This window comes from Stenotrophomonas sp. Nf1, from assembly GCF_003028475.1.
In the GTDB taxonomy this organism is placed as follows: Bacteria; Pseudomonadota; Gammaproteobacteria; order Xanthomonadales; family Xanthomonadaceae; genus Stenotrophomonas.
Genome location: NZ_PYTV01000003.1, coordinates 187,028 through 210,387 on the forward strand (window position 1 = coordinate 187,028; position 23,360 = coordinate 210,387).

At 66.2% G+C, this 23,360-nt stretch carries 19 protein-coding genes and 2 tRNA genes; 4 read left to right on the forward strand and 17 right to left on the reverse strand.

Annotated elements, in window-relative coordinates; translation table 11 throughout:
* Positions 1–22: 22 nt before the first annotated feature.
* The 6 genes from pheT to thrS all read right to left on the reverse strand — a co-directional run bounded on the left by pheT (position 23) and on the right by thrS (position 7,038).
* On the reverse strand, positions 23–2,404 hold the full coding sequence (pheT, locus tag C9412_RS07430; protein WP_107231049.1) for a phenylalanine--tRNA ligase subunit beta: 2,382 nt from the start codon (positions 2,402–2,404) through the stop codon (positions 23–25).
* 120 nt (positions 2,405–2,524) lie between these two features.
* Entirely contained in the window at positions 2,525–3,520 is a 996-nt protein-coding gene (locus C9412_RS07435; protein ID WP_072169124.1) for a phenylalanine--tRNA ligase subunit alpha, read from the reverse strand.
* A 192-nt stretch (positions 3,521–3,712) separates the two neighbouring features.
* Entirely contained in the window at positions 3,713–4,072 is a 360-nt protein-coding gene (gene rplT, locus C9412_RS07440; protein ID WP_017157120.1) for a 50S ribosomal protein L20, read from the reverse strand.
* Positions 4,073–4,083: 11 nt separating this feature from the next.
* Entirely contained in the window at positions 4,084–4,281 is a 198-nt protein-coding gene (rpmI, locus tag C9412_RS07445) for a 50S ribosomal protein L35 (protein WP_005410436.1), read from the reverse strand.
* A 264-nt stretch (positions 4,282–4,545) separates the two neighbouring features.
* Positions 4,546–5,073, reverse strand: coding sequence for a translation initiation factor IF-3 (gene infC / locus C9412_RS07450; protein WP_074725076.1), 528 nt, complete (start codon positions 5,071–5,073; stop codon positions 4,546–4,548).
* A 63-nt stretch (positions 5,074–5,136) separates the two neighbouring features.
* Positions 5,137–7,038: a threonine--tRNA ligase gene (gene thrS / locus C9412_RS07455; protein WP_107231050.1), complete on the reverse strand. Its 1,902-nt coding sequence runs from the start codon at positions 7,036–7,038 to the stop codon at positions 5,137–5,139.
* 429 nt (positions 7,039–7,467) lie between these two features.
* Here thrS and C9412_RS07460 point away from each other — a divergent pair, with 429 nt between their 5' ends.
* Genes C9412_RS07460 through C9412_RS07470 form a run of 3 tightly spaced genes read left to right on the forward strand, consistent with a single transcriptional unit; the run spans position 7,468 to position 9,597 of the window.
* Positions 7,468–7,764 (forward strand): hypothetical protein, encoded by a 297-nt coding sequence (locus tag C9412_RS07460; protein ID WP_107231051.1) that lies wholly within the window; start codon positions 7,468–7,470, stop codon positions 7,762–7,764.
* Positions 7,764–8,027, forward strand: a complete 264-nt coding sequence (locus C9412_RS07465; RefSeq protein WP_107231052.1) for a hypothetical protein — start codon at positions 7,764–7,766, stop codon at positions 8,025–8,027. Before C9412_RS07460 ends, C9412_RS07465 begins: the two co-directional genes overlap by 1 nt.
* 10 nt (positions 8,028–8,037) lie before the next feature.
* Positions 8,038–9,597 carry a PepSY-associated TM helix domain-containing protein gene (locus C9412_RS07470; RefSeq protein WP_107231053.1) on the forward strand — a complete coding sequence of 520 codons (1,560 nt, stop codon included), beginning with the start codon at positions 8,038–8,040 and terminating at the stop codon, positions 9,595–9,597.
* A 730-nt stretch (positions 9,598–10,327) separates the two neighbouring features.
* On the opposite strand, the gene C9412_RS07475 is transcribed toward C9412_RS07470, so the two are convergent.
* A complete protein-coding gene (locus C9412_RS07475) occupies positions 10,328–11,518 on the reverse strand; it encodes a glycoside hydrolase family 18 protein (protein ID WP_107231054.1) in 1,191 nt (396 codons plus the stop codon).
* A gap of 239 nt (positions 11,519–11,757) precedes the next feature.
* Between C9412_RS07475 and C9412_RS20515 the strand changes: the two genes are divergently transcribed.
* A complete protein-coding gene (locus tag C9412_RS20515) occupies positions 11,758–12,066 on the forward strand; it encodes a hypothetical protein (RefSeq protein ID WP_146161737.1) in 309 nt (102 codons plus the stop codon).
* 41 nt (positions 12,067–12,107) lie between these two features.
* On the opposite strand, the gene pnp is transcribed toward C9412_RS20515, so the two are convergent.
* The 10 genes from pnp to nuoN all read right to left on the reverse strand — a co-directional run bounded on the left by pnp (position 12,108) and on the right by nuoN (position 23,351).
* Positions 12,108–14,216, reverse strand: a complete 2,109-nt coding sequence (gene pnp, locus C9412_RS07480; RefSeq protein WP_107231055.1) for a polyribonucleotide nucleotidyltransferase — start codon at positions 14,214–14,216, stop codon at positions 12,108–12,110.
* A gap of 151 nt (positions 14,217–14,367) precedes the next feature.
* Complete coding sequence (rpsO, locus tag C9412_RS07485; protein WP_005410445.1) at positions 14,368–14,628, reverse strand: 30S ribosomal protein S15; 261 nt, start codon at positions 14,626–14,628, stop codon at positions 14,368–14,370.
* A 174-nt stretch (positions 14,629–14,802) separates the two neighbouring features.
* Complete coding sequence (truB, locus tag C9412_RS07490) at positions 14,803–15,711, reverse strand: tRNA pseudouridine(55) synthase TruB (protein ID WP_107231056.1); 909 nt, start codon at positions 15,709–15,711, stop codon at positions 14,803–14,805.
* Positions 15,712–15,802: 91 nt separating this feature from the next.
* Positions 15,803–16,186 (reverse strand): 30S ribosome-binding factor RbfA, encoded by a 384-nt coding sequence (rbfA, locus tag C9412_RS07495; protein WP_107231057.1) that lies wholly within the window; start codon positions 16,184–16,186, stop codon positions 15,803–15,805.
* Positions 16,187–16,315: 129 nt separating this feature from the next.
* On the reverse strand, positions 16,316–18,961 hold the full coding sequence (gene infB, locus C9412_RS07500; protein WP_107231058.1) for a translation initiation factor IF-2: 2,646 nt from the start codon (positions 18,959–18,961) through the stop codon (positions 16,316–16,318).
* A 92-nt stretch (positions 18,962–19,053) separates the two neighbouring features.
* Positions 19,054–20,565 carry a transcription termination factor NusA gene (gene nusA / locus C9412_RS07505; RefSeq protein ID WP_107231059.1) on the reverse strand — a complete coding sequence of 504 codons (1,512 nt, stop codon included), beginning with the start codon at positions 20,563–20,565 and terminating at the stop codon, positions 19,054–19,056.
* A gap of 4 nt (positions 20,566–20,569) precedes the next feature.
* Complete coding sequence (gene rimP, locus C9412_RS07510; RefSeq protein ID WP_107231060.1) at positions 20,570–21,160, reverse strand: ribosome maturation factor RimP; 591 nt, start codon at positions 21,158–21,160, stop codon at positions 20,570–20,572.
* Positions 21,161–21,527: 367 nt separating this feature from the next.
* Positions 21,528–21,604 (reverse strand) — tRNA-Met (locus C9412_RS07515).
* A gap of 82 nt (positions 21,605–21,686) precedes the next feature.
* Positions 21,687–21,763: transfer RNA gene (locus C9412_RS07520), tRNA-Met, on the reverse strand.
* 127 nt (positions 21,764–21,890) lie between these two features.
* Positions 21,891–23,351: an NADH-quinone oxidoreductase subunit NuoN gene (gene nuoN, locus C9412_RS07525; RefSeq protein ID WP_107231061.1), complete on the reverse strand. Its 1,461-nt coding sequence runs from the start codon at positions 23,349–23,351 to the stop codon at positions 21,891–21,893.
* Positions 23,352–23,360 lie beyond the last annotated feature (9 nt).

Below are 23,360 nucleotides of genomic sequence, written 5' to 3' on the forward strand. Positions count from 1 at the left end.
GCTACCCCCGAGTGCTGCCCGCTCAGCCGCGGATCCGGGCGTGGTGTTCACGCTCGATGGCAGTGACCGCCTCGGCCACCACCGCATCCACGTCGCGGTCCGTCAGAGTGCGCGACTTGTCCTGCAAAATCAAGCCCATAGCGAGACTCTTGAATCCCGGCTCGACGCCCTGGCCGACATAGCGGTCGAACAGGTTCAGCTCGCGCAGCAGCGGCCCGGCGGCCTGGCGGACGGTGGCGGCCAGATCGGCCCAGGCCACCTGTTCAGGCACCAGGAACGCCAGGTCGCGGCGCACCGCCGGGAAGCGCGACAGCTCGCCGGCACGCGGCAGGCGGCGGGCGGTCAACGGCTCCAGGTCCAGCTCGAAGGCGTACACGTCGGCTTCGATGTCCATCGCCTTGGCCAGGCGCGGGTGGACCTGGCCGATCCAGCCGATCGCCACGCCATCGCGCAACACCTCGGCCGAACGCGCCGGGTGGCCGTAGGCACGCGCCGACGGGCGGAACTCCAGCTGCGCACCACTGGCAGCCGCCAGCGACTCCAGATCGCCCTTCAGGTCATGGAAATCGACCTTGCGGGTCGGCAGGCCCCATTGCACCGCCTGCGCATCGCCGCAGACCGCAGCGGCCACGCGCGGGGTTTCCAGCGGTGCCGGTTGGCCTTCTCCGGCCTGCTGGGCGAACACCCGACCGATCTCGAACAGGCGAACACGGCCGAGCTGGCGGGCGGCATTGCGGCCCAGCGTGGCGACCAGGCCCGGCAGCAGCGACGGGCGCATCACCGCCAGTTCGGCCGACAATGGGTTGGCCAGCGGCACCAGCCCGTCACGCAGCTGCCACTGGGTCAGCAGCGCGTCGTCGACGAAGGCGAAGTTGACGGTTTCCTGCTGGTCGCGGGCGATCAGCTGGCGGCGCACGCTCAGCGCGTCCAGCTGGGTCTCGCTCGGCATCGCAACGCGGGCGGCACCGCCCGGCAGCGTGGTCGGAATCTGCTCGTAACCGTGGATACGGGCCAGCTCTTCGATCAGGTCTTCTTCAATGGCGATGTCGAAGCGGCGGCTCGGCGCGGCCACCTGCCAGCCCTCGGCAGTGGCGGCCACGTCCATGCCCAGCGCGCGCAGGATGCGCTCGACTTCGGCATCGTCGATGGTGATGCCGAGCACCCGGGTGATGCGCGCGCGGCGCAGCACGATCGTTGCCGGCTGCGGCAGATCGGCCTCACGCACGGCTTCGGTAACCGGCGCCGGGGTGCCACCGGCCAGATCCAGCACCAGGCGGGTGGCGTACTCGATCGCGGTACGCGGCAGCGCCGGATCGACACCACGCTCGAAGCGGTGGCCGGCATCGGTGTGCAGGCCCAGCTTGCGGCCGCGGCCCATGATCGCGGCCGGCGCGAAGTGCGCGGCCTCCAGGAACACGGCGGTGGTGGCATCGGTGACGCGGGTGTCGAAGCCCCCCATCAGGCCGGCCAGGCCGACCGCGCGATCGGCATCGGTGACCACCAGGAAGCTGTCGTCCAGCGTGGCATCACGGCCGTCCAGCAGCTTCAGGGTCTCGCCCGCGCGCGAACGGCGCACCGCGATGCTGCCCTGCAGGGTGCCCAGGTCATAGGCATGCATCGGCTGGCCCAGCTCGAGCATCACGTACTGGGTGATGTCGACCAGCAGCGAGACCGGGCGCACGCCACTGCGGCGCAGGCGCTCGGCCATCCACAGGGGCGTCGTGGCGGCGGCGTTGACGCCTTCGATGACACGGCCCAGGTAGCGCGGCGCTTCGGCGCCGGCATCGAGCTGGATCGACAGCTCACGGCTGCCGACCGGCGCAATGGCATCGGCGGCAAAATCCAGCACTTCGCTGCGGGTCGCAGCGGCGACGTCGTAGGCGATGCCACGCAGGCTGAAGCAGTCGGCGCGGTTCGGGGTCAGCTTGATCTCGATGCTGGCGTCCGGCAGTCCCAGGTAATCGACCAGGGTCTGGCCGACCGGCGCATCGTCCGGCAGTTCCAGCAGGCCGGATGCATCGTTGTCCAGGCCCAGCTCCTTGGCCGAGCACAGCATGCCGTTCGACTCGACGCCGCGCAGCTTGGCCGGCTTGATCTTCAGCTCGCCGATCTGCGCACCGACCATCGCCAGCGGCGCAACCAGGCCCGGGCGCGCATTCGGCGCACCGCAGACGATCTGCAGCAGCTCGCCCTGCCCGGCATCGACCTTGCACACCTGCAGGCGATCGGCTTCGGGGTGGCGCACCGCTTCGACGATGCGTGCCACGACCACGTGATCGAGGCCGTCGCCGAGCGCGGTCACGTCTTCCACTTCCAGGCCGATGGCGGTCAGCACCGCGCTCAGCTCATCGCGCGAGGCGGAGGTCGGGACGTGGCTGCGCAGCCAGTTTTCGGAGAATTTCATGGTGTCACCCTGGTGGGAGGCGCGCCTCCCGTTGCGGTTTTGTGGTCGCCCAGCGCATGCGCAAGGAGGCGTCCATCCAGAAAAGCAGCCGAGCATGGCTCGGCTCTACACGATTGCGGCTTACGCGAACTGTTTCAGGAACCGCACATCGTTCTCGAAGAACGCGCGCAGATCGTTGACGCCGTAGCGCAGCATCGCAAAGCGCTCCACGCCCATGCCGAAGGCAAAGCCGGTGTAGCGCTCCGGATCGATGCCGACGTTGCGCAGCACGTTCGGATGCACCATGCCGCAGCCGAGCACTTCCAGCCAGCGGGTGCTGCCATCGGGCTGCTGCCAGGCGATGTCCACTTCCGCGCCCGGTTCGACGAACGGGAAGTAGCTGGGACGGAAGCGCATCTCGAAATCGCGCTCGAAGAACGCGCGCACGAACTCGGCCAGCGTGCCCTTCAGGTCGGCGAAGGTCGAATGCTCGTCCACCAGCAGGCCTTCGACCTGATGGAACATCGGCGAATGGGTCTGGTCGCTGTCGCTGCGGTACACCTTGCCGGCGGCGATCATGCGCAGCGGCGGCGCGTGGTCGCCCATGTAGCGCACCTGCACACCGGAGGTATGCGTGCGCAGCAGGCGGCCGTCGCCGAAGTAGAAGGTGTCGTGCATCGCGCGCGCCGGATGGTGCGGCGGGAAGTTCAGCGCTTCGAAGTTGTGCCAGTCATCCTCGATCTCCGGCCCTTCCGACAGCTCGTAGCCCAGCCGGCCGAAGATGCCGGTGATGCGCTCCAGGGTGCGGGTGATCGGGTGCAGGCCGGCGCGCTCGCCGTTGCGGCCCGGCAGGGTGATGTCGATGGCTTCGGCGGCCAGGCGCGCATCCAGCGCCGCGTCTTCCAGTAGCGCCTTGCGCTCGCCCAGCGCGCGGGTCAGCGCGTCGCGGGCCTGGTTGATCGCTTCACCGGCGGCCTTGCGCTCGTCGGCCGGCAGGGCGCCGAGCTGCTTGAGCTGCGAGGTGATGCTGCCACTCTTGCCAAGCAGGGCCACGCGCAGCTGTTCCAGCACGTCGGGGCTCTGTGCGGCGGCCACATCGGCCAGCGCCTGGGTGGTGAGGGATTGGATGTCGCTCATGGGGGGCCGGAACTCCAGTCGATCTGCCATCGCGATGCGCGAAGGGCCGACCCCTGTCGCCACCGCCGTCCCCGCGCTGCCGCTGTGGCCACGCCGGGACCCAAAAAAGAATGGGGAAGGACTTGCGCCCTTCCCCATGCATTGCCTTGACCTGACACCGTTCCGCAGAACGGTTACGGCATCGGGAAGGACTTATGCCGCCAGCGCGCCCTTGGCCTTTTCGGCCAGCGCGGCAAAACCGGCTGCGTCGTGCACGGCGATGTCAGCCAGGACCTTGCGATCCAGGGTGATGCCGGCCTTCAGCAGACCGTTCATGAAGCGGCTGTAGCTCATGCCGTTGATGCGGGCAGCCGCGTTGATGCGGGTGATCCACAGCGAACGGAAGTTGCGCTTCTTCTGCTTACGGCCGATGTAGGCGTACTGCTGTGCCTTGATGACCGCCTGCTTGGCAACGCGGAAGACCTTGCGGCGAGCGTTGTAGTAACCCTTCGCCAGGGTCAGGATTTTCTTGTGGCGGCGACGCGCCTGTACGCCACGCTTAACTCGTGCCATTTTTCAGTTCCTCAGAGGTAAGGGAGCATGCGGTCCAGACGGCCTGCGTCTTCTGCACGGACATGGCCCGTCTGACGCAGATTACGCTTACGCTTGGTCGCTTTCTTCGTGAGGATGTGGCTACGGTTGGCGTGGCCGCACTTGTACTTGCCCGAGGCGGTCTTGCGGAAACGCTTGGCCGCTGCCCGGTTGGTCTTGATCTTGGGCATTGCAATGTCCTTGATGGGGGTGACCCTGGTTTCTGACTGATCTGGCGGCGGCCTGGGCCGCTCTTTCCGTCCTGCCATGATCGGCGTACGACCCGTCCTGGGTGGGTCGAGCCGGGCATGATACAGGCAAAACCGCCCTGCCACCAGCCCCTGCAACCCTTTACCGGCAATTCACCGGCCTGCTGCAAAAGCAAAGGGACGCCAACGGCGCCCCTTTACCCTGAACCATTCAGCCAGGCGCCCCGGAAGGCGGCCCGTCAGGCCTCAGGTCTTCTTCTTCGGCGCGATCATCATGACCATCTGACGCCCTTCCAGGCGCGGACGGGATTCAATGACGATGTCCTCACCCAGATCGGTCTCGATCCGGTTGGCCATTTCACGGCCCAGTTCCTGGTGGCTCATTTCACGGCCACGGAAGCGGATGTTGACCTTGATCTTGTCACCATCCTCAAGGAACCCACGCATCTTGCGCAGCTTGATCTGGTAGTCGCCCTCGTCCGTGACCGGACGGAACTTCACTTCCTTGATCTCGACCTGCTTGGTCTTCTTCTTGGCCTCGCTGGCCTTCTTCTGCGCTTCGAACTTGAACTTGCCGAAGTCCATGATCTTGCAGACCGGCGGATCGGCCTGCGGCTGGATTTCGACCAGGTCCAGGCCTTCATCTTCGGCCATGGACAGCGCTTCGTCGCGCGACAACACGCCGATCATTTCTCCGTCACTGCCGATCACGCGGACGCGCGGCACACGGATTTCCTGATTCTTGCGGTTCTGTTTGTTGTCAGGGGTGCTGATATTACGTTCTCCCAAGGGTATCGAACCGGTCCGGGTGCCTGTGCCCCCGGACCGGACCTTTGCTTACGCGCCCTCGGCCTGGAGCCGCTCGATGAAGGCCTGCAGGCTCATGCTGCCCAGGTCTTCGCCAGAACGCGTACGCACCGCCACAGCCCCATTTTCCTTCTCGCGGTCACCGATGACCAGCAGGTAGGGCACGCGCTGCAACGTATGCTCGCGGATTTTATAGCCGATCTTCTCGTTACGCAAATCCGAGCTGACGCGGAAGCCTTGCTCCGCAAGGGTTTTGGTCACGCCCGCGACGTACTCGGCCTGGGCGTCGGTGATATTGGCCACCACCACCTGGGTCGGCGCCAGCCAGGCCGGGAACTGGCCGGCGTGGTGCTCGATCAGGATGCCCAGGAAGCGCTCCATCGAGCCGACGATGGCCCGGTGCAGCATGACCGGGTGCTTCTTCTGGCTGTTCTCGTCCACGTACTCGGCGCCGAGGCGGCCGGGCATCATGAAGTCGACCTGCATCGTGCCCAGCTGCCAGGTACGGCCGATGGCGTCCTTCAGGTGATACTCGATCTTCGGGCCGTAGAAGGCGCCCTCGCCCGGCAGCTCCTGCCATTCCACGCCGCAGGCGGTCAGCGCCGAGCGCAGCGCGCCCTCGGCCTTGTCCCAGGTGGCATCGTCACCCAGGCGCGATTCCGGACGCAGCGCGATCTTGATCTGGATATCGTCGAAGCCGAAGTGCTGGTACACCGCCAGCGCCTGCTGGTGGAACGCGGTCACTTCCGATTCGATCTGGTTTTCGGTGCAGAACACATGGCCGTCGTCCTGGGTGAAACCGCGCACGCGCAGGATGCCGTGCAGCGCGCCGGACGGCTCGTTGCGGTGGCAGGAACCGAACTCACCGTAGCGGATCGGCAGATCGCGATAGCTGTGCAGGCCCTGGTTGAACACCTGGATGTGGCCCGGGCAGTTCATCGGCTTGACCGCGTAGGTGCGCTTTTCCGACTCGGTGAAGAACATGTTGTCCTGGTAGTTGTCCCAGTGGCCGGACTTCTTCCACAGGCTCACGTCCAGGATCTGCGGGCAGCGCACTTCGCCATAGCCGCTGTTGCGGTAGACCTTGCGCATGTACTGCTCGACCACCTGCCACAGCGCCCAGCCCTTGGGGTGCCAGAACACCAGGCCCGGCGCTTCTTCCTGCAGGTGGAACAGGTCCTGCTGCTTGCCGATGCGGCGGTGGTCGCGCATTTCGGCTTCTTCGATGCGCTTGATGTAGGCCTCAAGCTGCTTCTTGTCGGCCCAGGCGGTGCCGTAGATGCGCTGCAGCTGTTCGTTCTGCGCGTCGCCACGCCAGTACGCGCCGGAGATGCGGGTCAGCTTGAAGGCCTTCAGGAAGCGCGTGTTCGGCACGTGCGGGCCGCGGCACATGTCAACGTATTCCTGGTGGTAATACATGCCCATGGCCTGGATGTCGGCGGACATGTCCTCGATCAGGCGCAGTTTGTAGTCCTCGCCACGGGCCTTGAAGATCTCGATCACTTCGGCGCGCGGGGTCATCTTCTTGATGACGTCGTAGTCCTGGGCGATCAGCTCACCCATGCGCTTCTCGATCGCGGCCATGTCGTCCGGGGTGAACGGGCGCTCGGAGTAGATGTCGTAGTAGAAGCCCTCGGCGATCACCGGGCCGATCACCATCTTCACGTCCGGGTACAGCTGCTTGACGGCGTGGCCGACCAGGTGGGCGCAGGAGTGGCGGATGATCTCCACGCCCTCCTCGTCCTTGGCGGTGATGATGCGCAGGCTGGCATCGTGGTCGATGACGTCGCTGGCATCGACCAGTACGCCATCCACAGCGCCGGCGATGGTGGCCTTGGCCAGGCCGGCGCCGATCGACTGGGCGACGTCCATGACGCTGACGGGGTTTTCGAATTCGCGGCGGCTGCCGTCGGGAAGGGTAATGTTGATCATCGCAGTAGCTTCGTGCGGGGCCCGCCGGGCGGGCTGGAAAGCGGTCCCGGGCCGGAGCCCGGGCAATAAAAAAGCGCCGCGAGGGCGCCTGGAACACAGGGCCTTCGGGGGCAGGTCAACAGCGGGCGGTGGTAGTGCTCATGTCACACGCTCGGCCGGCGCTGGGCGCGGGCCACCTTGTTCCAGTCAGGGTTCTGCGCTGATCTTAAACCAGCGGGCGGGAAAGCCCAAGGGCCACCGTACGGCCCGCTGAATGAGCGTCGCTGGCGGCGTGAAAACGCAATGATTACCATGTCCGCGCGGCCCGCCCTGTGCCAGCCTGCCCGCTTTCCCCCAGGACCTCGTGATGCGCCACCCGCTCCGACCGGCTCCCGCCGGCCCCGCCCGTGCCCCGCGTTCGCCCGCCCGTAGCTGCGCCGGCCACCCGCGATGATCACCGTCGGCCTTTCCACGCTCGGCTTCTGCAGCCTGGGCATGCTGTCGGCGATGTTCTCGGCACTGTCCTTCTATGCCGCCTCGCCGCACTGCCGCTGGCCGCGCCTGCGCCGTGCCGGCCGCCTTGGCCGCCAGATCGGCCTGGTTGCCGCCGCCGCCGCATTGTGGCTGTGGATGGCCGAGCTCGGCTTTGCCGCCGGGCTGGTGGCGATGCTGTGTACCTGGATGCTGTCGGCCATGCTGTTGCCGACGCTGGCGGCCTGGCACCGCCCCGGCGCGGAGTCGCCCTGATGTGGGCGCGTGCCTTCGCCGGCCTCGTCGCCGGCTTCTTCCTGGCCGCCGCGGTGACCGGGCTGGTCACCTGGCTGCCTCCCGGCCCCTGGCAGAACGCCCTGGTTCCGAGCCTGATCGCCTTCGTGCCGCTGTGGATGCTGGCGGCCCTGTGGGCGTTCAGTTTCCGCAGCGCACTACGCGCCTGGCTGGTGCTGGCCGGCAGCGCAACGGCCGGCTTCGCCGTGCTCGGGCTGCTGCGCCTGGCCGGTGCCGTGCAATGAGACCGACCGCATGAAGTTCAGCTCGCAGACCCTGCGCACCTTCACCACCCTGCACACCTGGGTCGGCCTTGTGGCCGGCTTCGGCCTGTTCGTGGCGTTCTACGCCGGCGCACTGACCCTGTTCCATCATGACCTGCCGCTGTGGCAGACGCCTGGCGCTGCGACCGCACTGCCCGCTGGCCTGGACGACGCGCAGTACCTGCTGGAGGACGTGCTGGCCACGCATCCGGAAGCGCGCCGCCACGTCGGGATGACCTTCCCCGGCGCCGAGCACCCGCAACCGCTGGCCTACTGGCAGGCCGACGACGGCAGCTGGCGCTACGCGTGGCCGGGCCAGATCAGCGGCAGCCCGACGCCCCCGCAGAGTGGGCTGGCCGAACTGGTCAACGAACTTCACTACAGTCTCGGCCTGCCGGTGGCCGGCATCTATGTGATGGGCATTGTCAGCCTGCTGTACGGCATGGCGCTGCTCAGTGGCCTGGTGATCCATCTGCCCAAGCTGCTCGGCGATCTGTTCGCGCTGCGCCCCGGCCGCAACCTGAAGCAGATGTGGCAGGACGCGCACAACGTGATCGGCGTGCTCAGCCTGCCCTTCCACCTGATGTTCGCCGTTACCGGCGCCCTGCTCTGCCTGGTCTTCGTGCAGATGGCCCTGCTCAATCCACTGATCTACGACGGCAAGGTGCTGGCGGCGGCGCCCGCGGCGATGGACACCGCGCCGGTGCGCGAGGCCACCGGCATTCCGGCGCCGCCGGGCAGCCTGCGCGTGCTGCATGCGCGCGCCCTGGAGGTTGCCCGTGCGCAGGGTGTGGCCAGCTTCGAGCCGGCCTACCTGAAACTGGCCAATGCCGGCGACGCCCATGCCACCATCGAGATCACCGGTGAATCCACCGGCACGCTCGGGCCGCTGGGTTCGGTGGCGCTGGACGTGGCCACCGGCAATGTCCTGGCCACCCAGCTGCCGGGCCACCGTGATGCCAATCACGCCACGCTCAGTGCCGCCTACGCACTGCATTTCGGCGAGTTCGGCAATGGCGTGGTGGTCTGGCTGTACTTCCTGCTCGGCCTGGGCGGTGCCTTCCTGTTCTATTCGGGCAATCTGCTGTGGATCGAATCCCGCCGCAAGCGGCGCCAGCCGCAGCAACCGCGCGCCGGGGTGAACATGGCCCGGGCCACGGTGGGGGTCTGCATCGGCCTGTGCGTGGCGATCTCAGTCGCGTTTGGCACCGCGCTGGTGCTGGAACGGTGGGCACCGTCGGTCGTCGACCACGGCATCCGCTGGGCCTGCTTCGGCAGCTGGGCGGTCTGTGCGCTGTGGGCCGCGCTGCGGCGCCCGGCGCAGGCCGCGCGCGAGCTGCTGTGGGCGGCGGCGATCAGTACCGCACTGGTGCCGATCCTGCATGGAGCACTCAGTGGTGACTGGTTGTGGCGTGCCGCCACGCACGGCCAGTGGCCGCTGTTCTGGGTCGATGCGATCGCACTGGCGATGGCGTTCGGCTTCGCCCGCCTGGCCGTGGCCAGCCAGCGCCGCGCACGCAACGGCGATCCGAACAGCGTCTGGGCTGATTGAGTAGCGTCGAGCCTGCTCGACGGTTGTGGCGTTCGCGCGAAGATCCGCCGGGCATGGCCCGGCGCTACCGATACACACACCGCGCCAAGTAGCGTCGAGCTTGCTCGACGGTTGTGGCATTCGCGCGGAGATCCGCCGGGCGTGGCCCGGCGCTACCGATACACACCGCGCCGACAGCCGTCGAGCAAGCTCGACGCTACGACAGCGCGGTCATCGCTCAATCGCCGATGCGATCGCAACGGCGATCCGAACTGATTGAGTAGCGTCGAGCTTGCTCGACGGTTGTGGCCTTCTCGCGGAGATCCGCCGGGCACGGCCCGGCGCTACCGACACACACCGCGCCAACGGCCGTCGAGCAAGCTCGACGCTACGAGAGCGCGGTCATCGCTCAATCGCCGATACGATCGCAACGGCGATCCGAACTGATTGAGTAGCGTCGAGCTTGCTCGACGGTTGTGGCATTCGCGCGGAGATCCGCCGGGCATCGCCCGGCGCTACCGATATGCACCGCGCCAACAGCCGTCGAGCAAGCTCGACGCTACGACAGCGCGGTCATCGCTCAATCGCCAATGCGATCGCAACGGCGATCCGAACTGATTGAGTAGCGTCGAGCTTGCTCGACGGTTGTGGCGTTCTCGCAGAGATCCGCCGGGCATGGCCCGGCGCTACCGATACACACCGCGCCAACAGCCGTCGAGCAAGCTCGACGCTACTACGGCGCGGTCACGGCTCAATCGCCGATGCGTGCCTTCTGCCACGGGCCCAGCATGGCGTTGAGCAGGCTGGCCTGTTCGTCGTCGCCGGTCAGCTCCCACATGAAGACCCCGGCCACGCCCTGCTCGCGGGCGAACTGCGCGCGCAGGCCGATCGAACGCGGGTCCTCATAGCTGATGAAGACCTTCTGTTCGCTGTTGTACAGCCAGGGGCTCTGCGCCTGCGGCTGCCAATGCTTCGTCCAGCCGGGCTGGTCGAGATAGCGCGCCTTGATCACCCGCCAGTCGCCAGCATCGGCCGGCGCGCTGTAGGGCTGGTACAGGCCATCGGCAGCGTTGCCGGTCACCTTGAAGCCGCGCCCATAGAACGGCACGCCCAGCACCAGCTTGTCGGCCGGCACACCGTGCTGGCGGTAGTACTGCACCGCGCCGGCCACGTTGTTCCAGCGTCGCAGCTCCGGCGCCAACGGGTCAGCCGCCACCTCATGCAGCGGCGCGTTGAACGTTGACACTGCCGAGAAGCCGGTGCCCATGTCGTAGCTCATCAGGTTGATGAAATCGAACACCTTGGCCAGCGCCGGCAGGTCGTAGCTGGCGGCCGGATCGTACGGGCCATCGGTCTGCAGGCGGCCGGCGGCCAATGCGGCGGTCAGCAGCATCGGCTGTTGCACCTTGCGCCCGTGCGCATCGAGCGCCACGCGGAACGCCTGCGCCAGCCGGGTCAGATTGGCGCGATCCTGCGGGCGGTGCGCCAGCTCCTTCGGCCCGCCACTGACCGGGAATTCCCAGTCGATGTCCACGCCATCGAAGCTGCCGGCGTGGCGATCAAAGAACAGCGCCATGCACGAATCGACCAGGCGCTTGCGGCTGCCCTCGGTCAGTGCCGCATCGGAGAACCCGCCGGCACCCCAGCCACCGATCGAGATCAGCGTGCGCAGGTGCGGATGCGCTTTCTTGAGTTCGGCCAGCGCGGCGAAGTTCTTCGGCGCTTCCGCACCGATCGTGCAGCGCCCGTCCTCGATGGTGGAGAACGCGTAGAACAGGTGGGTCAGGCGCTCGGCCGGAATGCTCGACACCGGGTAGCGCTCGGCCGAGCCCCCGGGGTAGTACGCACCGAAGATCGGCGGTTGCGCCGGCGCGCCCTGCGCAGCAATGGGCAAGGCACCGGCAATCAGCACGGCAAGGACGGCCACGGTCTGGCGGAACATGCGATCTCCTGGTTCGAAGGCGCCGTCACGTTAGCAAACCAATGCGCCTGCAGGACCGATGTCGTGGCATGTCGTCCACTGGACAGGCGCGATCTGCCGGGTGACGACAATCCAGCAGTCACACCACGGCCATCATGCAGTGCAGCAGGACACGTGCCGACGCAGCAGCACCGGGATGTTTGCATCCGCTGAGTGACGCCGAGCCGGTGACGCACCGTAGCGTCGAGCTTGCTCGACTGATGGAAGCAGAAGCAGTCGAGCAAGCTCGACGCTACGAAGAGCGGACGTCGAGCAAGCTCGACGCTACGAAGAACGGACATCGAGCAAGCTCGACGCTACGAAGAGCGGATGTCGAGCAAGCTCGACGCTACGAAGAGCGGATGTCGAGCAAGCTCGACGCTACGAAGAGCGGATGTCGAGCAAGCTCGACGCTACGAAGAACGGACGTCGAGCAAGCTCGACGCTACGAAGAACGGACATCGAGCAAGCTCGACGCTACGAAAAAGAAAAAGCGGGCCGAAGCCCGCTTTTTCACCTGCGAAGTGTGAGGACCAACGGTCCTCACCTACCGTCATCGACCGGAGGTCGATTACTCGGCGCTGGCGCCTTCGCCTTCTTCCACGGCCTTCATCGACAGGCGGATACGGCCCTGCTTGTCGACTTCCAGCACCTTGACCTTGACCACATCGCCTTCCTTCAGCTTGTCGCCGACCTTCTCGACGCGCTCGCTGGAGATCTGCGAGACGTGGACCAGACCGTCCTTGCCCGGCAGGATGGTGACGAACGCACCGAAGTCCATGATCTTGGCGACCTTGCCTTCGTAGATGCGGCCCGGCTCGACGTCCGAGGTGATCTGCTCGATGCGGGCCTTGGCGGCCTGGGCAGCGATAGCGTTGACCGAGGCGATGACGATGGTGCCGTCATCCTGGATGTCGATCTGGGTGCCGGTTTCCTTGGTGATGGCCTGGATGGTCGAACCACCCTTGCCGATCACTTCGCGGATCTTGTCCGGGTGGATCTTGATGGTCAGCAGGCGCGGCGCGTAGTCCGACAGCTCTTCGCGCGGCGCGGTCAGGCCGTGGGCCATTTCGCCCAGGATGTGCAGACGGCCAGCCTTGGCCTGCTGCAGGGCCTGCTTCATGATCTCTTCGGTGATGCCTTCGATCTTGATGTCCATCTGCAGGGCGGAGATGCCCTCAGCGGTACCGGCGACCTTGAAGTCCATGTCGCCCAGGTGATCTTCATCACCCAGGATGTCGGACAGGACGACGAAGCGATCGCCTTCCTTGACCAGACCCATGGCGATACCGGCCACCGGGGCCTTCACCGGCACGCCGGCGTCCATCAGGGCCAGCGACGAACCGCAGACCGAAGCCATCGACGAGGAACCGTTCGACTCGGTGATTTCCGAGACGACGCGGATGGTGTACGGGAAGGCTTCCAGCGACGGCATGACAGCCAGCACGCCGCGCTTGGCCAGGCGACCGTGGCCGATTTCGCGGCGCTTCGGGCCCATCATGCGGCCGCACTCGCCCACCGAGAACGGAGGGAAGTTGTAGTGGAACAGGAAGTTTTCCTTGTACTCACCGGCAACGGCGTCGATGACCTGGCCGTCACGGGCGGTGCCCAGGGTGATGGTCACGATGGCCTGGGTTTCGCCGCGGGTGAACAGCGAGGAACCGTGGGTACGCGGCAGCACGCCGGTCTTGACCGCGATCGGGCGGACGGTGTCCAGCGCACGGCCGTCGATGCGGACCTTGGTGTCCAGCACCGAGTCACGCATGGTGCGGTATTCCAGCTCGCCGAATTCCTTCGACAGCTCGGCCGGGTTCCAGCCCTCGGCAGCCACGCGGCCAGCCAGGGTTTCGACCACGTCCTTCTTGATCGCCGAGATGGCGTCGCGGCGCTGCAGCTTGTCGCGCACCTGGAAGGCTTCGCCCAGGCGCGGGCCGATGGCTTCCTTCAGGGCGGAGATCAGCGCGTCGTTCTTGGCCGGGGCTTCCCAGGTCGACGGCTTGGTGCCGGCTTCGACGGTCAGCTCGTTGATCGCGTTGATGACCTTCTGCATTTCGCGGTGACCGAAGGTCACGGCGCCCAGCATCACCTCTTCGGACAGCAGCGCGGCTTCGGATTCAACCATCAGCACGGCGTTGGAGGTACCGGCCACGACCAGTTCCAGCTGCGAGTCAGCCAGTTCGCTGACGGTCGGGTTCAGGATGTACTCGCCGTTCTTGTAACCGACCTTGGCAGCGCCGATCGGGCCCATGAACGGGGTGCCGGCCAGGGCCAGGGCCGCCGAGGCGCCGATCAGGGCCGGAATGTCACCGTCCACGTCCGGGTTCAGCGACATCACCGTGGCGATGATCTGCACTTCGTTCTTGTAGTCTTCCGGGAACAGCGGGCGGATCGGACGGTCGATCAGACGCGAGATCAGGGTTTCCTTCTCGGTCGCACGGCCTTCACGCTTGAAGAAACCACCCGGGATACGGCCGCCGGCGTAGAACTTTTCCTGATAATCGACGGTCAGCGGGAAGAAGTCCTGGCCTTCGCGCGCGCTCTTGGCGGCGACGGCGGTGACCAGCAGTACGGTGTCGTCCATCTTGACGATGACGGCGCCGCTGGCCTGACGGGCGACTTCGCCGGTCTCAAGCGTGACGGTGTGCTTGCCGTACTGGAAGGTTTTGGTGATTTTTGCCACGGAGGGTGTCCTTGGGGATGCTGTCTGCGAATTTGGACCGTCGGCGACCCTTGCCGCCAGCGGGTGGCCGGATCGTTCCGGCCTGAATCGGGGATTGCGGTGCTACAAAACAAAACCGCGGCGCATCGCTGCGCCGCGGGGGATTCGTTGCTTAGCGACGCAGGCCAAGCTTTTCGATCAGGGCCTTGTAACGCTCGACGTCCTTCTTCTTCAGGTAGTCGAGCAGGCTGCGACGGCGGTTGACCATCTGCAGCAGGCCGCGGCGGCTGTGGTGGTCCTTCTTGTGGGTCTTGAAGTGGCCGGTCAGCAGCTCGATGCGGGCGGTCAGCAGGGCCACCTGGACTTCCGGGGAGCCGGTGTCAGCCGAGCTGCGCTTGTTGTCTTCAATGACCTTCTGGGTGTCGATCGACATTTTCTTTTTTCTCTGTGATGCGTGGCCGGCAGGAACGCGCTTCGCGCACCGCCAGGCTCGCCGTGGACTACAAGGATGAAACCTGCGTGGAGCAGGTTGCCGGAAAACGGCCGCGAAATTGTAACGGCCAGGGGCTTCCGGGACAAGGACCGGGGCTGAACCGGCCTGCCCCGGTCAGAGGTTGAAACGGCGCTGCGGGGCCAGCAGCCCGCTGTCATCAACCTGCCCGAGCCCCTGGACAGCATCGTCCGGACCGAACACGGCCACCAGGCCCTGCGGCCAGGACAGGTCGCGCTGGCGCTGACCGACGCAGAAGCGATGCGCCTGCTCAGCATCGAGGTCGACCCGCGGGTATTCGGCCAGCCCGGCGGCCAGCGGCAGCAGCAACGCGTCCATGCCGGCCTCGTCACCGGCCTCGACCATCGCCCGCAGCTGGTCCAGGGTGACCATGGCCGGCTCACGGAACGGTTCCACCCAGAGCCGGCGCAGCGCGCTGATGTGGGCGCCACAGCCCAGGGCCTCGCCCAGGTCGCGGGCCAGGCTGCGGATGTAGGTGCCCGAGCCGCAGGTCACGCGCAGGCGCAGCCGTTCCGGCTGCTGCTCCAGCACCTCGATGGCGTGCACCTGCACCTCGCGCTCGGGTGCCTGGATGACATCACCGCGCCGAGCCTTCACATACAGCGGTTCACCGCCCTGCTTGAGCGCCGAATAGATCGGCGCACGCTGCAGGATGGTGCCGGTCAGCGGCGCCAGCGCGGCCTGCAGGGCGTCGGCACTGATGGCAGGCACCGTGCGCTGCAGCAGCACCTGGCCTTCGGCATCATCGGTATCGGTGGTCTGGCCGAGCACGATCTCGGCGTCGTAGGCCTTGGCCGAACCGAGCAGCAGGCCGGCGATCTTGGTGGCTTCACCGAAGCACAGCGGCAGCAGCCCGGTGGCCAGCGGGTCGAGGCTACCGGTATGGCCGCCCTTCTCGGCGCGGAACAGGCGACGGGCCACCTGCAGGGCGGCGTTGGAGCTCATGCCGGTCGACTTGTCGAGCAGCAGGATGCCATCCAGGCGGCGGAACTGAATTCGGGTCATGACAGGATGTTGTAGAGCCGAGCCACGCTCGGCTTCCGCAGCGGTGTGCGAGAGCAAAAGCAGCCGAGCATGGCTCGGCCCTTCAAGAAGCTTATTCTTCGTCGCCTTCGCGACGCTTCTCCGCAGCCAGCGTATCGGGCAGGTCGCGCAGGATGTTGTCGATGTGCTCACCACGGTCGACCGAGTCGTCGTAGTGGAAATGCAGCTCCGGCACGTGGCGCAGCTTCATCGCCCGGGCCAGGTCCATGCGCAGCCGGTAGCCCAGCTCCTTCAGGCCGGCAACCGCCTCGGCCGAGCGCTCGGGCATCAGCGCGGTGACGAACACCTTGGCGTGGGCCATGTCGCGGGTGATTTCCACGTCGGACACGCTCACCGAGGGCAACCCATGCTCGCGCACGGCGTTGTGCACCAGGGTGCCGAGTTCGCGGCGCAGCTGGGCGGAGACACGGTCGGTTCGATGGAAAGTCTTGGGCACGAGGAGCTCTTGGTTCAGTTGTCGCCCGACCAACGGTCGGGCGCTACCTTTGATTCGATTGTCGCCCGACCAACGGTCGGGCGCTACAGGTACATGGTGGGGCCCGACCGTTGGTCGGGCCACATCACATTACAGGGTGCGCGGCACTTCGATACGCTCGAAGCACTCGATCTGGTCACCCGGCTTGACGTCGTTGTAGGCCTTCACCGCGATACCGCATTCGGTACCGTTGCGGACTTCCTCGACGTTCTCCTTGAAGCGGCGCAGCGATTCCAGTTCGCCTTCGAAGATCACCACGCTGTCGCGCAGCACGCGGATCGGCTTGTTGCGCTTGACCACGCCCTCGATGACCATCGAGCCGGCCACGGCGCCCAGCTTGGAGCTGCGGAACACGTCGCGGACCTCGGCAATACCGATGATCTCTTCGCGGATCTCCACGCCCAGCAGACCGGAGGCCACCTGCTTCACCTGGTCGATCACGTCATAGATGATCGAGAAGTAACGCAGGTCCACGCCGTTGGATTCGATGATGCGACGGGCCGAAGCATCCGCACGCACGTTGAAGCCGATGACGGTGGCCTTCGAAGCGGCCGCCGAATTGGCGTCCGACTCGGTGATGCCGCCCACGCCGGAGTGGATCACGTTGATGCGGATGTCTTCGTTGGACAGCGCGACCAGTGCCTGGCTCAGGGCCTGCACCGAACCCTGCACGTCGGCCTTGATGACCAGGTTGAGGACCTGCTGGCCCTCGCCCTTGCCCAGGGTCGCCATGATGTCTTCCATGCGGCTGCCAGCAGTAGCGACCAGACGCGATTCACGGCGCTTGGTCTCACGCTGCTGGGCAACGTCCTTGGCCAGGCGCTCGTCCTCGACGACCACGAAGTCGTCACCGGCTTCCGGCACGCCGGACAGGCCCAGGACCTGCACCGGGATGGACGGGCCGGCGAATTCCGGCTGCTTGCCGGTTTCGTCGAACAGCGCACGCACGCGGCCGTACTGGATGCCGCACACCAGGTAGTCGCCCTTCTTCAGGCGGCCCTGCTGCACCAGCACGGTAGCGACCGGGCCGCGGCCCTTGTCCAGCGACGATTCGATCACCACGCCCGAGGCGCGGCCTTCGTCGACGGCCTTCAGTTCCAGCAGTTCGGCCTGCACCGACACCGCGTCCAGCAGGTCGTCGATGCCCAGGCCGGTCTTGGCCGAGATCTCCACCATCTGGATGTCACCACCGAAGTCTTCGGCCACGACCTGCTCGGACAGCAGCTCGTTCTTGACCCGCATCGGGTCGGCGCCGGACTTGTCGATCTTGTTGATGGCCACGATCAGCGGCACACCCGCCGAACGCGCGTGCTGGATCGCTTCCTTGGTCTGCGGCATGACGCCGTCATCGGCCGCCACCACCAGCACCACGATGTCGGTCAGCTTGGCGCCGCGCGCACGCATCGAGGTGAACGCTGCGTGGCCCGGGGTATCCAGGAAGCTGATCACGCCCTTCGGCGTATCCACGTGGTACGCACCGATGTGCTGGGTGATGCCGCCGGCTTCGCCGGTGGCGACCTTGGTGCGACGGATGTAATCCAGCAGCGAGGTCTTGCCGTGGTCGACGTGGCCCATGATGGTGACCACCGGCGGACGCTGCACGGCTTCGCCCTGGTTTTCACCGGTCGAGGCCAGCAGTGCGTCTTCGGCGTCGTTGTCATTGGCACGGATCGCCTTGTGACCGAGCTCTTCGGTCACCAGCGCAGCGGTGTCGTGGTCGATGGACTGGGTGATGGTGGCCATCACGCCCATCTTGAACAGCGCCTTCACCACCTCGCCGCCCTTCAGCGCGAGCTTCTGCGCCAGGTCGGCCACGGTGATGGTTTCGCCGATCGCCACTTCACGCACCACCGGTGCGGTCGGACGCTCGAACGCGTGCGGGCCGGCATTGTTGCCACCCCGCGACATGTCGCGACGGCCACCGGCCTGGTTGCGGCCACCCGGACGACCCCGGGTGTTGCTGTTGTTGCTGTTGCCACGACGCGCACGATCGGCAGCCGACAGATGCATCTGGCCGGCGAAACGGTCGCCCGGGCCACGCTCGTTGCGCGGCGCGCTGCGGTTGTTGCGGTCATCGTTGCGCGGCGGCGGCGGTGCACCACGCGGCGCTGCCGGAGCGGCGGCCGGGGTACGCGGCGGGCGCGGCGCGGTTTCATCGATCGGAGCACGCTTGGGCTTGCTGGCCGCCAGCGCCTCGGCCGCCTTGGCGGCAGCCGCAGCTTCTTCGGCAGCCTTCTTCTCGGCCTCTGCGCGCTCCTTGGCCGCAACCTCTTCCTCACGGGCACGGACGATGGCTTCGTCGCGCAGACGATCCTTCTCGGCCAGGGCCTGCTGTTCGGCGAGGTTGCGGGCACGCGACTCTTCCAGCTTGCGCAGGATGTCGGCGCGCTCTTCGTCCGGAGTCATGGCGCGAGCACCATCCTTGACGTAGGTGCGCTTCTGGCGCACCTCGACATTCACGGTCGTCTTGCTGCGACCGGAATTGACCGTCACTTCCTGCTGCTTCCGGCGGTTGAGCGTGATCTTCTTTGCAGACTGATCGGTCTCTTCCGGGGCCTGCTCGGGCTTGCCGTGCGAACGACGAAGGAAGCCCAGGAGCTTCACCTTCTCGGAGCTGGTCACGACCTGGTCGGGACCGCTGAACTTCATGCCGGCACCGGCCAGCTGTTCCAGCAGTTTTTCGACCGGCGTGTTGACCAGTTCGGCAAGCTTGCGGATGGTGGTTTGCTGCGACATTCGGATCCTATGATCTTGTGGGCGCCCCCCCGCATCTGGAGGTGGCGCGGATTCTACGCCCTGAGCGGCTCAGGGCCCTGTTCATTGCCGGCTCATTCGCCGCGTTCCAGTCGGGCGATCTCCTCGGCACGCGCGGCCAGGATCAGCGCCGCGGCGCGCTCCTGGTCCAGCCCTTCGATGCCGAAGTCCATGACCTCGTCAGCGGCCAGGTCGGAAAGCTCCTCGCTGGTACGCACGCCGTGGCCGGCCAGCGCATACGCGGTGGCTTCGTCCATGCCCTTCAGGGACAGCAGGTCCTGCGCCGGCTGGCCGTCTTCAAGGCCTTCTTCGACTGCCAGGGCCTCATTGAGCAGCGCATCGCGGGCACGAGCGCGCAGCTCTTCGACGATGTCTTCGTCGAAACCTTCCACGGCCAGCAGCTCGCCGACCGGGACATAAGCGATTTCCTCGACGGTGCCGAAGCCTTCGCTGACCAGGATGCCGGCGATTTCCTCGTCCACTTCCAGCTTGTCCATGAACAGCTGGCGGGCCGACGCCTGCTCGGCTTCCGACTTGGCAGTGACCTGGTCCTGGGTCATCACGTTGAGCTGCCAGCCGGTCAGGCGGCTGGCCAGGCGCACGTTCTGGCCGCCCTTGCCGATGGCCTGGGCCAGGCGGTCTTCAGCAACGGCCAGGTCCATCGAGTGCTTGTCTTCATCGACGATGATCGACTGCACTTCGGCCGGCGCCATCGCGTTGATGACGAAGTTGGCCGGGTTGTCGTTCCACAGCACGATGTCCACGCGCTCGCCATTGAGCTCGTTGGACACCGCCTGCACGCGCGAACCGCGCATGCCGATGCAGGCACCGATCGGATCGGTACGCTGGTCGTGGGCCAGCACGGCGATCTTGGCGCGGTCGCCCGGATCGCGGGCACAGGCCTTGATTTCCACCAGGCCCTGGCCGACTTCCGGCACTTCCAGCTTGAACAGCTCGATCATGAATTCCGGGGCGGCGCGGCTGATGAACAGCTGCGGGCCACGCGGCTCCGAGCGCACTTCGGCCAGGTAGCCGCGCACGCGGTCACCGGCGCGCAGCACGTCGCGCGGAATGCCCTTGTCCTTCGGAATGAAGCCTTCGGCGTTGCCACCGAGGTCGACGTAGATGTTGCCGCGCTCGGCGCGCTTGACCACACCGGTGATCAGCTCGCCGACGCGATCCTTCCACGCATCCACGACCTGCTGGCGCTCGGCTTCGCGCACGCGCTGGACGATGACCTGCTTGGCGGCCTGGGCGGCGATGCGGCCGAAGTCAGGGTTCTCGATCTGCTCTTCGATGTAGTCGCCGACGTCCACGCCTTCGGCTTCATCGACGGCGTCCATCAGGCGGATCTGGCGGTCCGGCGATTCCATGACCACGTCATCGGCCACCACTTCCCAGCGGCGGTAGGTTTCGTAGCTGCCATCCTTGTGGTCGATGACCACGCGGGTCAGCACTTCCTCGTCGGGATAGCGCTTCTTCGCTGCCGAGGCCAGGGCGGCCTCGATGGCATCGAAGATCACTTCACGCGGCACGCCCTTCTCGTTGGCGACTGCGTCGACTACCAGCAACAGTTCCTTGCTCATTGGCTCACTCCGCGCGCGGCTTCTTTGCCGCCGGCTCGTTGGAAGAAGAATTCGGGTTCGGCTTCGGACGCTTCGGTGCCGGACCGGTCGGCTTGCTCGGGGCCAGCCCCAGCGCCACCCAGTCGGGCATGATCCGTGCCTTGTCGATGTTGTCGGCCGACACCACCACTTCGGTTTTGTCGACGATGAAGGTGATCGTACCTGCGGCTTCGTCGGTCGCTTCGATGCGGCCCTGCAGACGACGACGATTGTCCTGCGGCAGCTTCAGCGTGACCTTGGCCGATTCACCCTGGTGGCGGGCGAACTGCTCCAGGTTGAACAGCGGGCGGTCCACGCCCGGCGAAGACACTTCCAGCGTGTAGTTGCCGCTGATCGGGTCTTCGACGTCCAGCTGCGCCGAGACTTCGCGGCTGACCCGCTCGCAGTCGTCGACATTGATGATGCGCTCGGGCTGTTCAGCCAGCGGCACGTCGATGTAAAGGCGCAGGGTCGCACCGCCGGGGGCCGGCAGATACTCAACGCCCAGCAGCTCCAGGCCCAGCGACACAACGGTCGGGGCGAGCAGATTCGCGATGTCGGTTGCCTTGTCGCTCACAGCCTGCCTTGATCTCTTGGTTGGGTGCCGGCCTTGGCCGGCGTGAAAACATGACGCCCCGGAAACGACAAAGGGCCCGCTGGGCCCCTTTTCCGGAAAGACTCCGGTGACTGGATTCCGGTTGCAACCTGCATTGCCTGCCGGTTGCGGCCCTCCTTCCGGGTCCGGACTCCCGCCGGGAGGCCGCCTTCAGGGGTAGTGCTAGGCCGCTGATGATAGCGGCTGCACCGCACTGGTGCAAGGTGCGGGGCCTGGGGTCAGATCCCTTTTCCCGTGGAAAAGGGATCTGACCCCAATCGGACGGAAACGACGCGGACCCCAAAGAAAAACGCCTTCGAAGCAGGACTTCGAAGGCGATCTCTTTACTTGGTAGCGGGGGCAGGATTTGAACCTGCGACCTTCGGGTTATGAGCCCGACGAGCTGCCAGACTGCTCCACCCCGCATCAGAAGCGGAATTATGAGTGATGGCTTCAAAACATGCAAGCTTTCCCTCATTCATCAAGCCGGTTGGCGCCGGTTCGATGTTGGTAGCGGGGGCAGGATTTGAACCTGCGACCTTCGGGTTATGAGCCCGACGAGCTGCCAGACTGCTCCACCCCGCACCGGAAGTGTTTGAACTGCTGCCCTGCTCTTTCGAGGAGGGCTACCGCAACGATGTTCTGGCTGAACCGCTGCAGTGACAACTCAGGCTGCGCATATTACACGAATCGCGCAGCTTTGTGTCAACTTTTATGCAAGATGCGCAAATGCCTGCTGGCACCAGACCATGATCGGGTTCCAGGCGATGCCCAGCGCCAGCAGCGCCAGTGCGTTCACGCCCAGCACCAGGCCCAGCACGCGGTCGTTGCTGCGCGGCATGGCCTCGCCCACCGGCTCATCGAAGTACATGACCTTGATGACGCGCAGGTAGTAGAAGCAGCCGACCACGGCACACAGCACGCCGAGGATGGCCAGCCACAGCAGGCCACCGTTGACGGCCGCGCCCAGCACCGCCAGCTTGGTCCAGAAGCCCAGGAACGGCGGGATGCCGGCCAGCGACGCCATGATGCACAGCACCAGGCCGGCCATCCACGGGTTGCGGGCATTCAGGCCCTTGAAGTCTTCGATGTTCTCGGCTTCAAAGCCGGCACGCGACAGCGCGATGATCGCGCCGAAGGCGGCGGTGGACATGATGGCGTAGGCCAGTGCGTAGAACAGCGCTGCCGCATAGCCCTGCGCGCCGCCACCGGCGATGCCCATCAGCAGGAAGCCGATGTGAGAGACGGTGGAGAACGCCAGCATGCGCTTGAGGTTGCTCTGCGCGATGGCCATCAGGTTGCCGATCACCAGCGAGACCGCGGCCAGGCCGGCAATCATCAGCTGCAGTTCGGTCGACAGCGGGCCCACGCCCATCTCCAGCAGGCGGTAGGCCATGCCGAACGCGGCCAGCTTCGGGGCCGAGCTGATGAACAGCGCGATCGGCGCCGGCGCACCCTGGTACACGTCGGGCAGCCACATGTGGAACGGCGCGGCACCGAGCTTGAAGGCGACGCCGGCGATCATGAACACCGCACCGGTGATCAGCAGCACGCGCTCTTCCGAGTGCGGGATGGCATCACGGATGACGTCCAGGTGCAGGCTGCCGGTGGCGCCATAGATCAGCGACATGCCATACAGCAGCAGTCCCGAGGCCAGCGAACCGAGCACGATGTACTTCATCGCCGCTTCCGAGGCCAGGCCGCTGTCGCGGTTGCTGGCGACCAGGGCGTAGGAGCACAGCGCCAGCAGTTCCAGGCCCAGGTAGACCATCAGCAGGCTGCCGGCCGAGACCAGGATCATCATGCCGGCGGTGCCGAACAGGATCAGCACCGGGATCTCGCCCTGGAACAGGTTGCGGTCACGCAGGTAGCGCCAGCCATAGACCAGGGTCAGGCCGCTGAGCAGCACGATCCCGGTCTTCATCACGTCCGCGGCGGTATCGCGCACGAACATGCCATGGAAGACTTCGCCCTGCCCGCCCACGCCGGTGGCCAGCATGAACAGCACCACGGCCAGCGCAGCGAGCGAGAACAGGTGGGTGACGATCTTGTTCCGGTTGCTGACGAACAGGTCGAGGATCATCAGGGCGAAGGCGCTGCCGATCAGCACCAGCTCGGGAGCGAGCGGTGGCAGGTCGGCGGCGGTCAATGGCAGCAGCGGCGAGGTGGTCATCATCAAATC

Excerpts from the sequence above, each read along its gene's own strand:
- nuoN (WP_107231061.1), bottom strand. The coding sequence starts at position 23,351 with ATGACCACCTCGCCGCTGCTGCCATTGACCGCCGCCGACCTGCCACCG.
- thrS (WP_107231050.1), bottom strand. The coding sequence starts at position 7,038 with ATGATCAACATTACCCTTCCCGACGGCAGCCGCCGCGAATTCGAAAAC.
- pheT (WP_107231049.1), bottom strand. The coding sequence starts at position 2,404 with ATGAAATTCTCCGAAAACTGGCTGCGCAGCCACGTCCCGACCTCCGCC.
- C9412_RS07475 (WP_107231054.1), bottom strand. The coding sequence starts at position 11,518 with ATGTTCCGCCAGACCGTGGCCGTCCTTGCCGTGCTGATTGCCGGTGCC.
- nusA (WP_107231059.1), bottom strand. The coding sequence starts at position 20,565 with ATGAGCAAGGAACTGTTGCTGGTAGTCGACGCAGTCGCCAACGAGAAG.
- truB (WP_107231056.1), bottom strand. The coding sequence starts at position 15,711 with ATGACCCGAATTCAGTTCCGCCGCCTGGATGGCATCCTGCTGCTCGAC.
- rplT (WP_017157120.1), bottom strand. The coding sequence starts at position 4,072 with ATGGCACGAGTTAAGCGTGGCGTACAGGCGCGTCGCCGCCACAAGAAA.
- rpmI (WP_005410436.1), bottom strand. The coding sequence starts at position 4,281 with ATGCCCAAGATCAAGACCAACCGGGCAGCGGCCAAGCGTTTCCGCAAG.
- C9412_RS07465 (WP_107231052.1), top strand. The coding sequence starts at position 7,764 with ATGTGGGCGCGTGCCTTCGCCGGCCTCGTCGCCGGCTTCTTCCTGGCC.
- C9412_RS07470 (WP_107231053.1), top strand. The coding sequence starts at position 8,038 with ATGAAGTTCAGCTCGCAGACCCTGCGCACCTTCACCACCCTGCACACC.
- C9412_RS20515 (WP_146161737.1), top strand. The coding sequence starts at position 11,758 with ATGGAAGCAGAAGCAGTCGAGCAAGCTCGACGCTACGAAGAGCGGACG.
- infB (WP_107231058.1), bottom strand. The coding sequence starts at position 18,961 with ATGTCGCAGCAAACCACCATCCGCAAGCTTGCCGAACTGGTCAACACG.
- C9412_RS07460 (WP_107231051.1), top strand. The coding sequence starts at position 7,468 with ATGATCACCGTCGGCCTTTCCACGCTCGGCTTCTGCAGCCTGGGCATG.
- rpsO (WP_005410445.1), bottom strand. The coding sequence starts at position 14,628 with ATGTCGATCGACACCCAGAAGGTCATTGAAGACAACAAGCGCAGCTCG.
- C9412_RS07435 (WP_072169124.1), bottom strand. The coding sequence starts at position 3,520 with ATGAGCGACATCCAATCCCTCACCACCCAGGCGCTGGCCGATGTGGCC.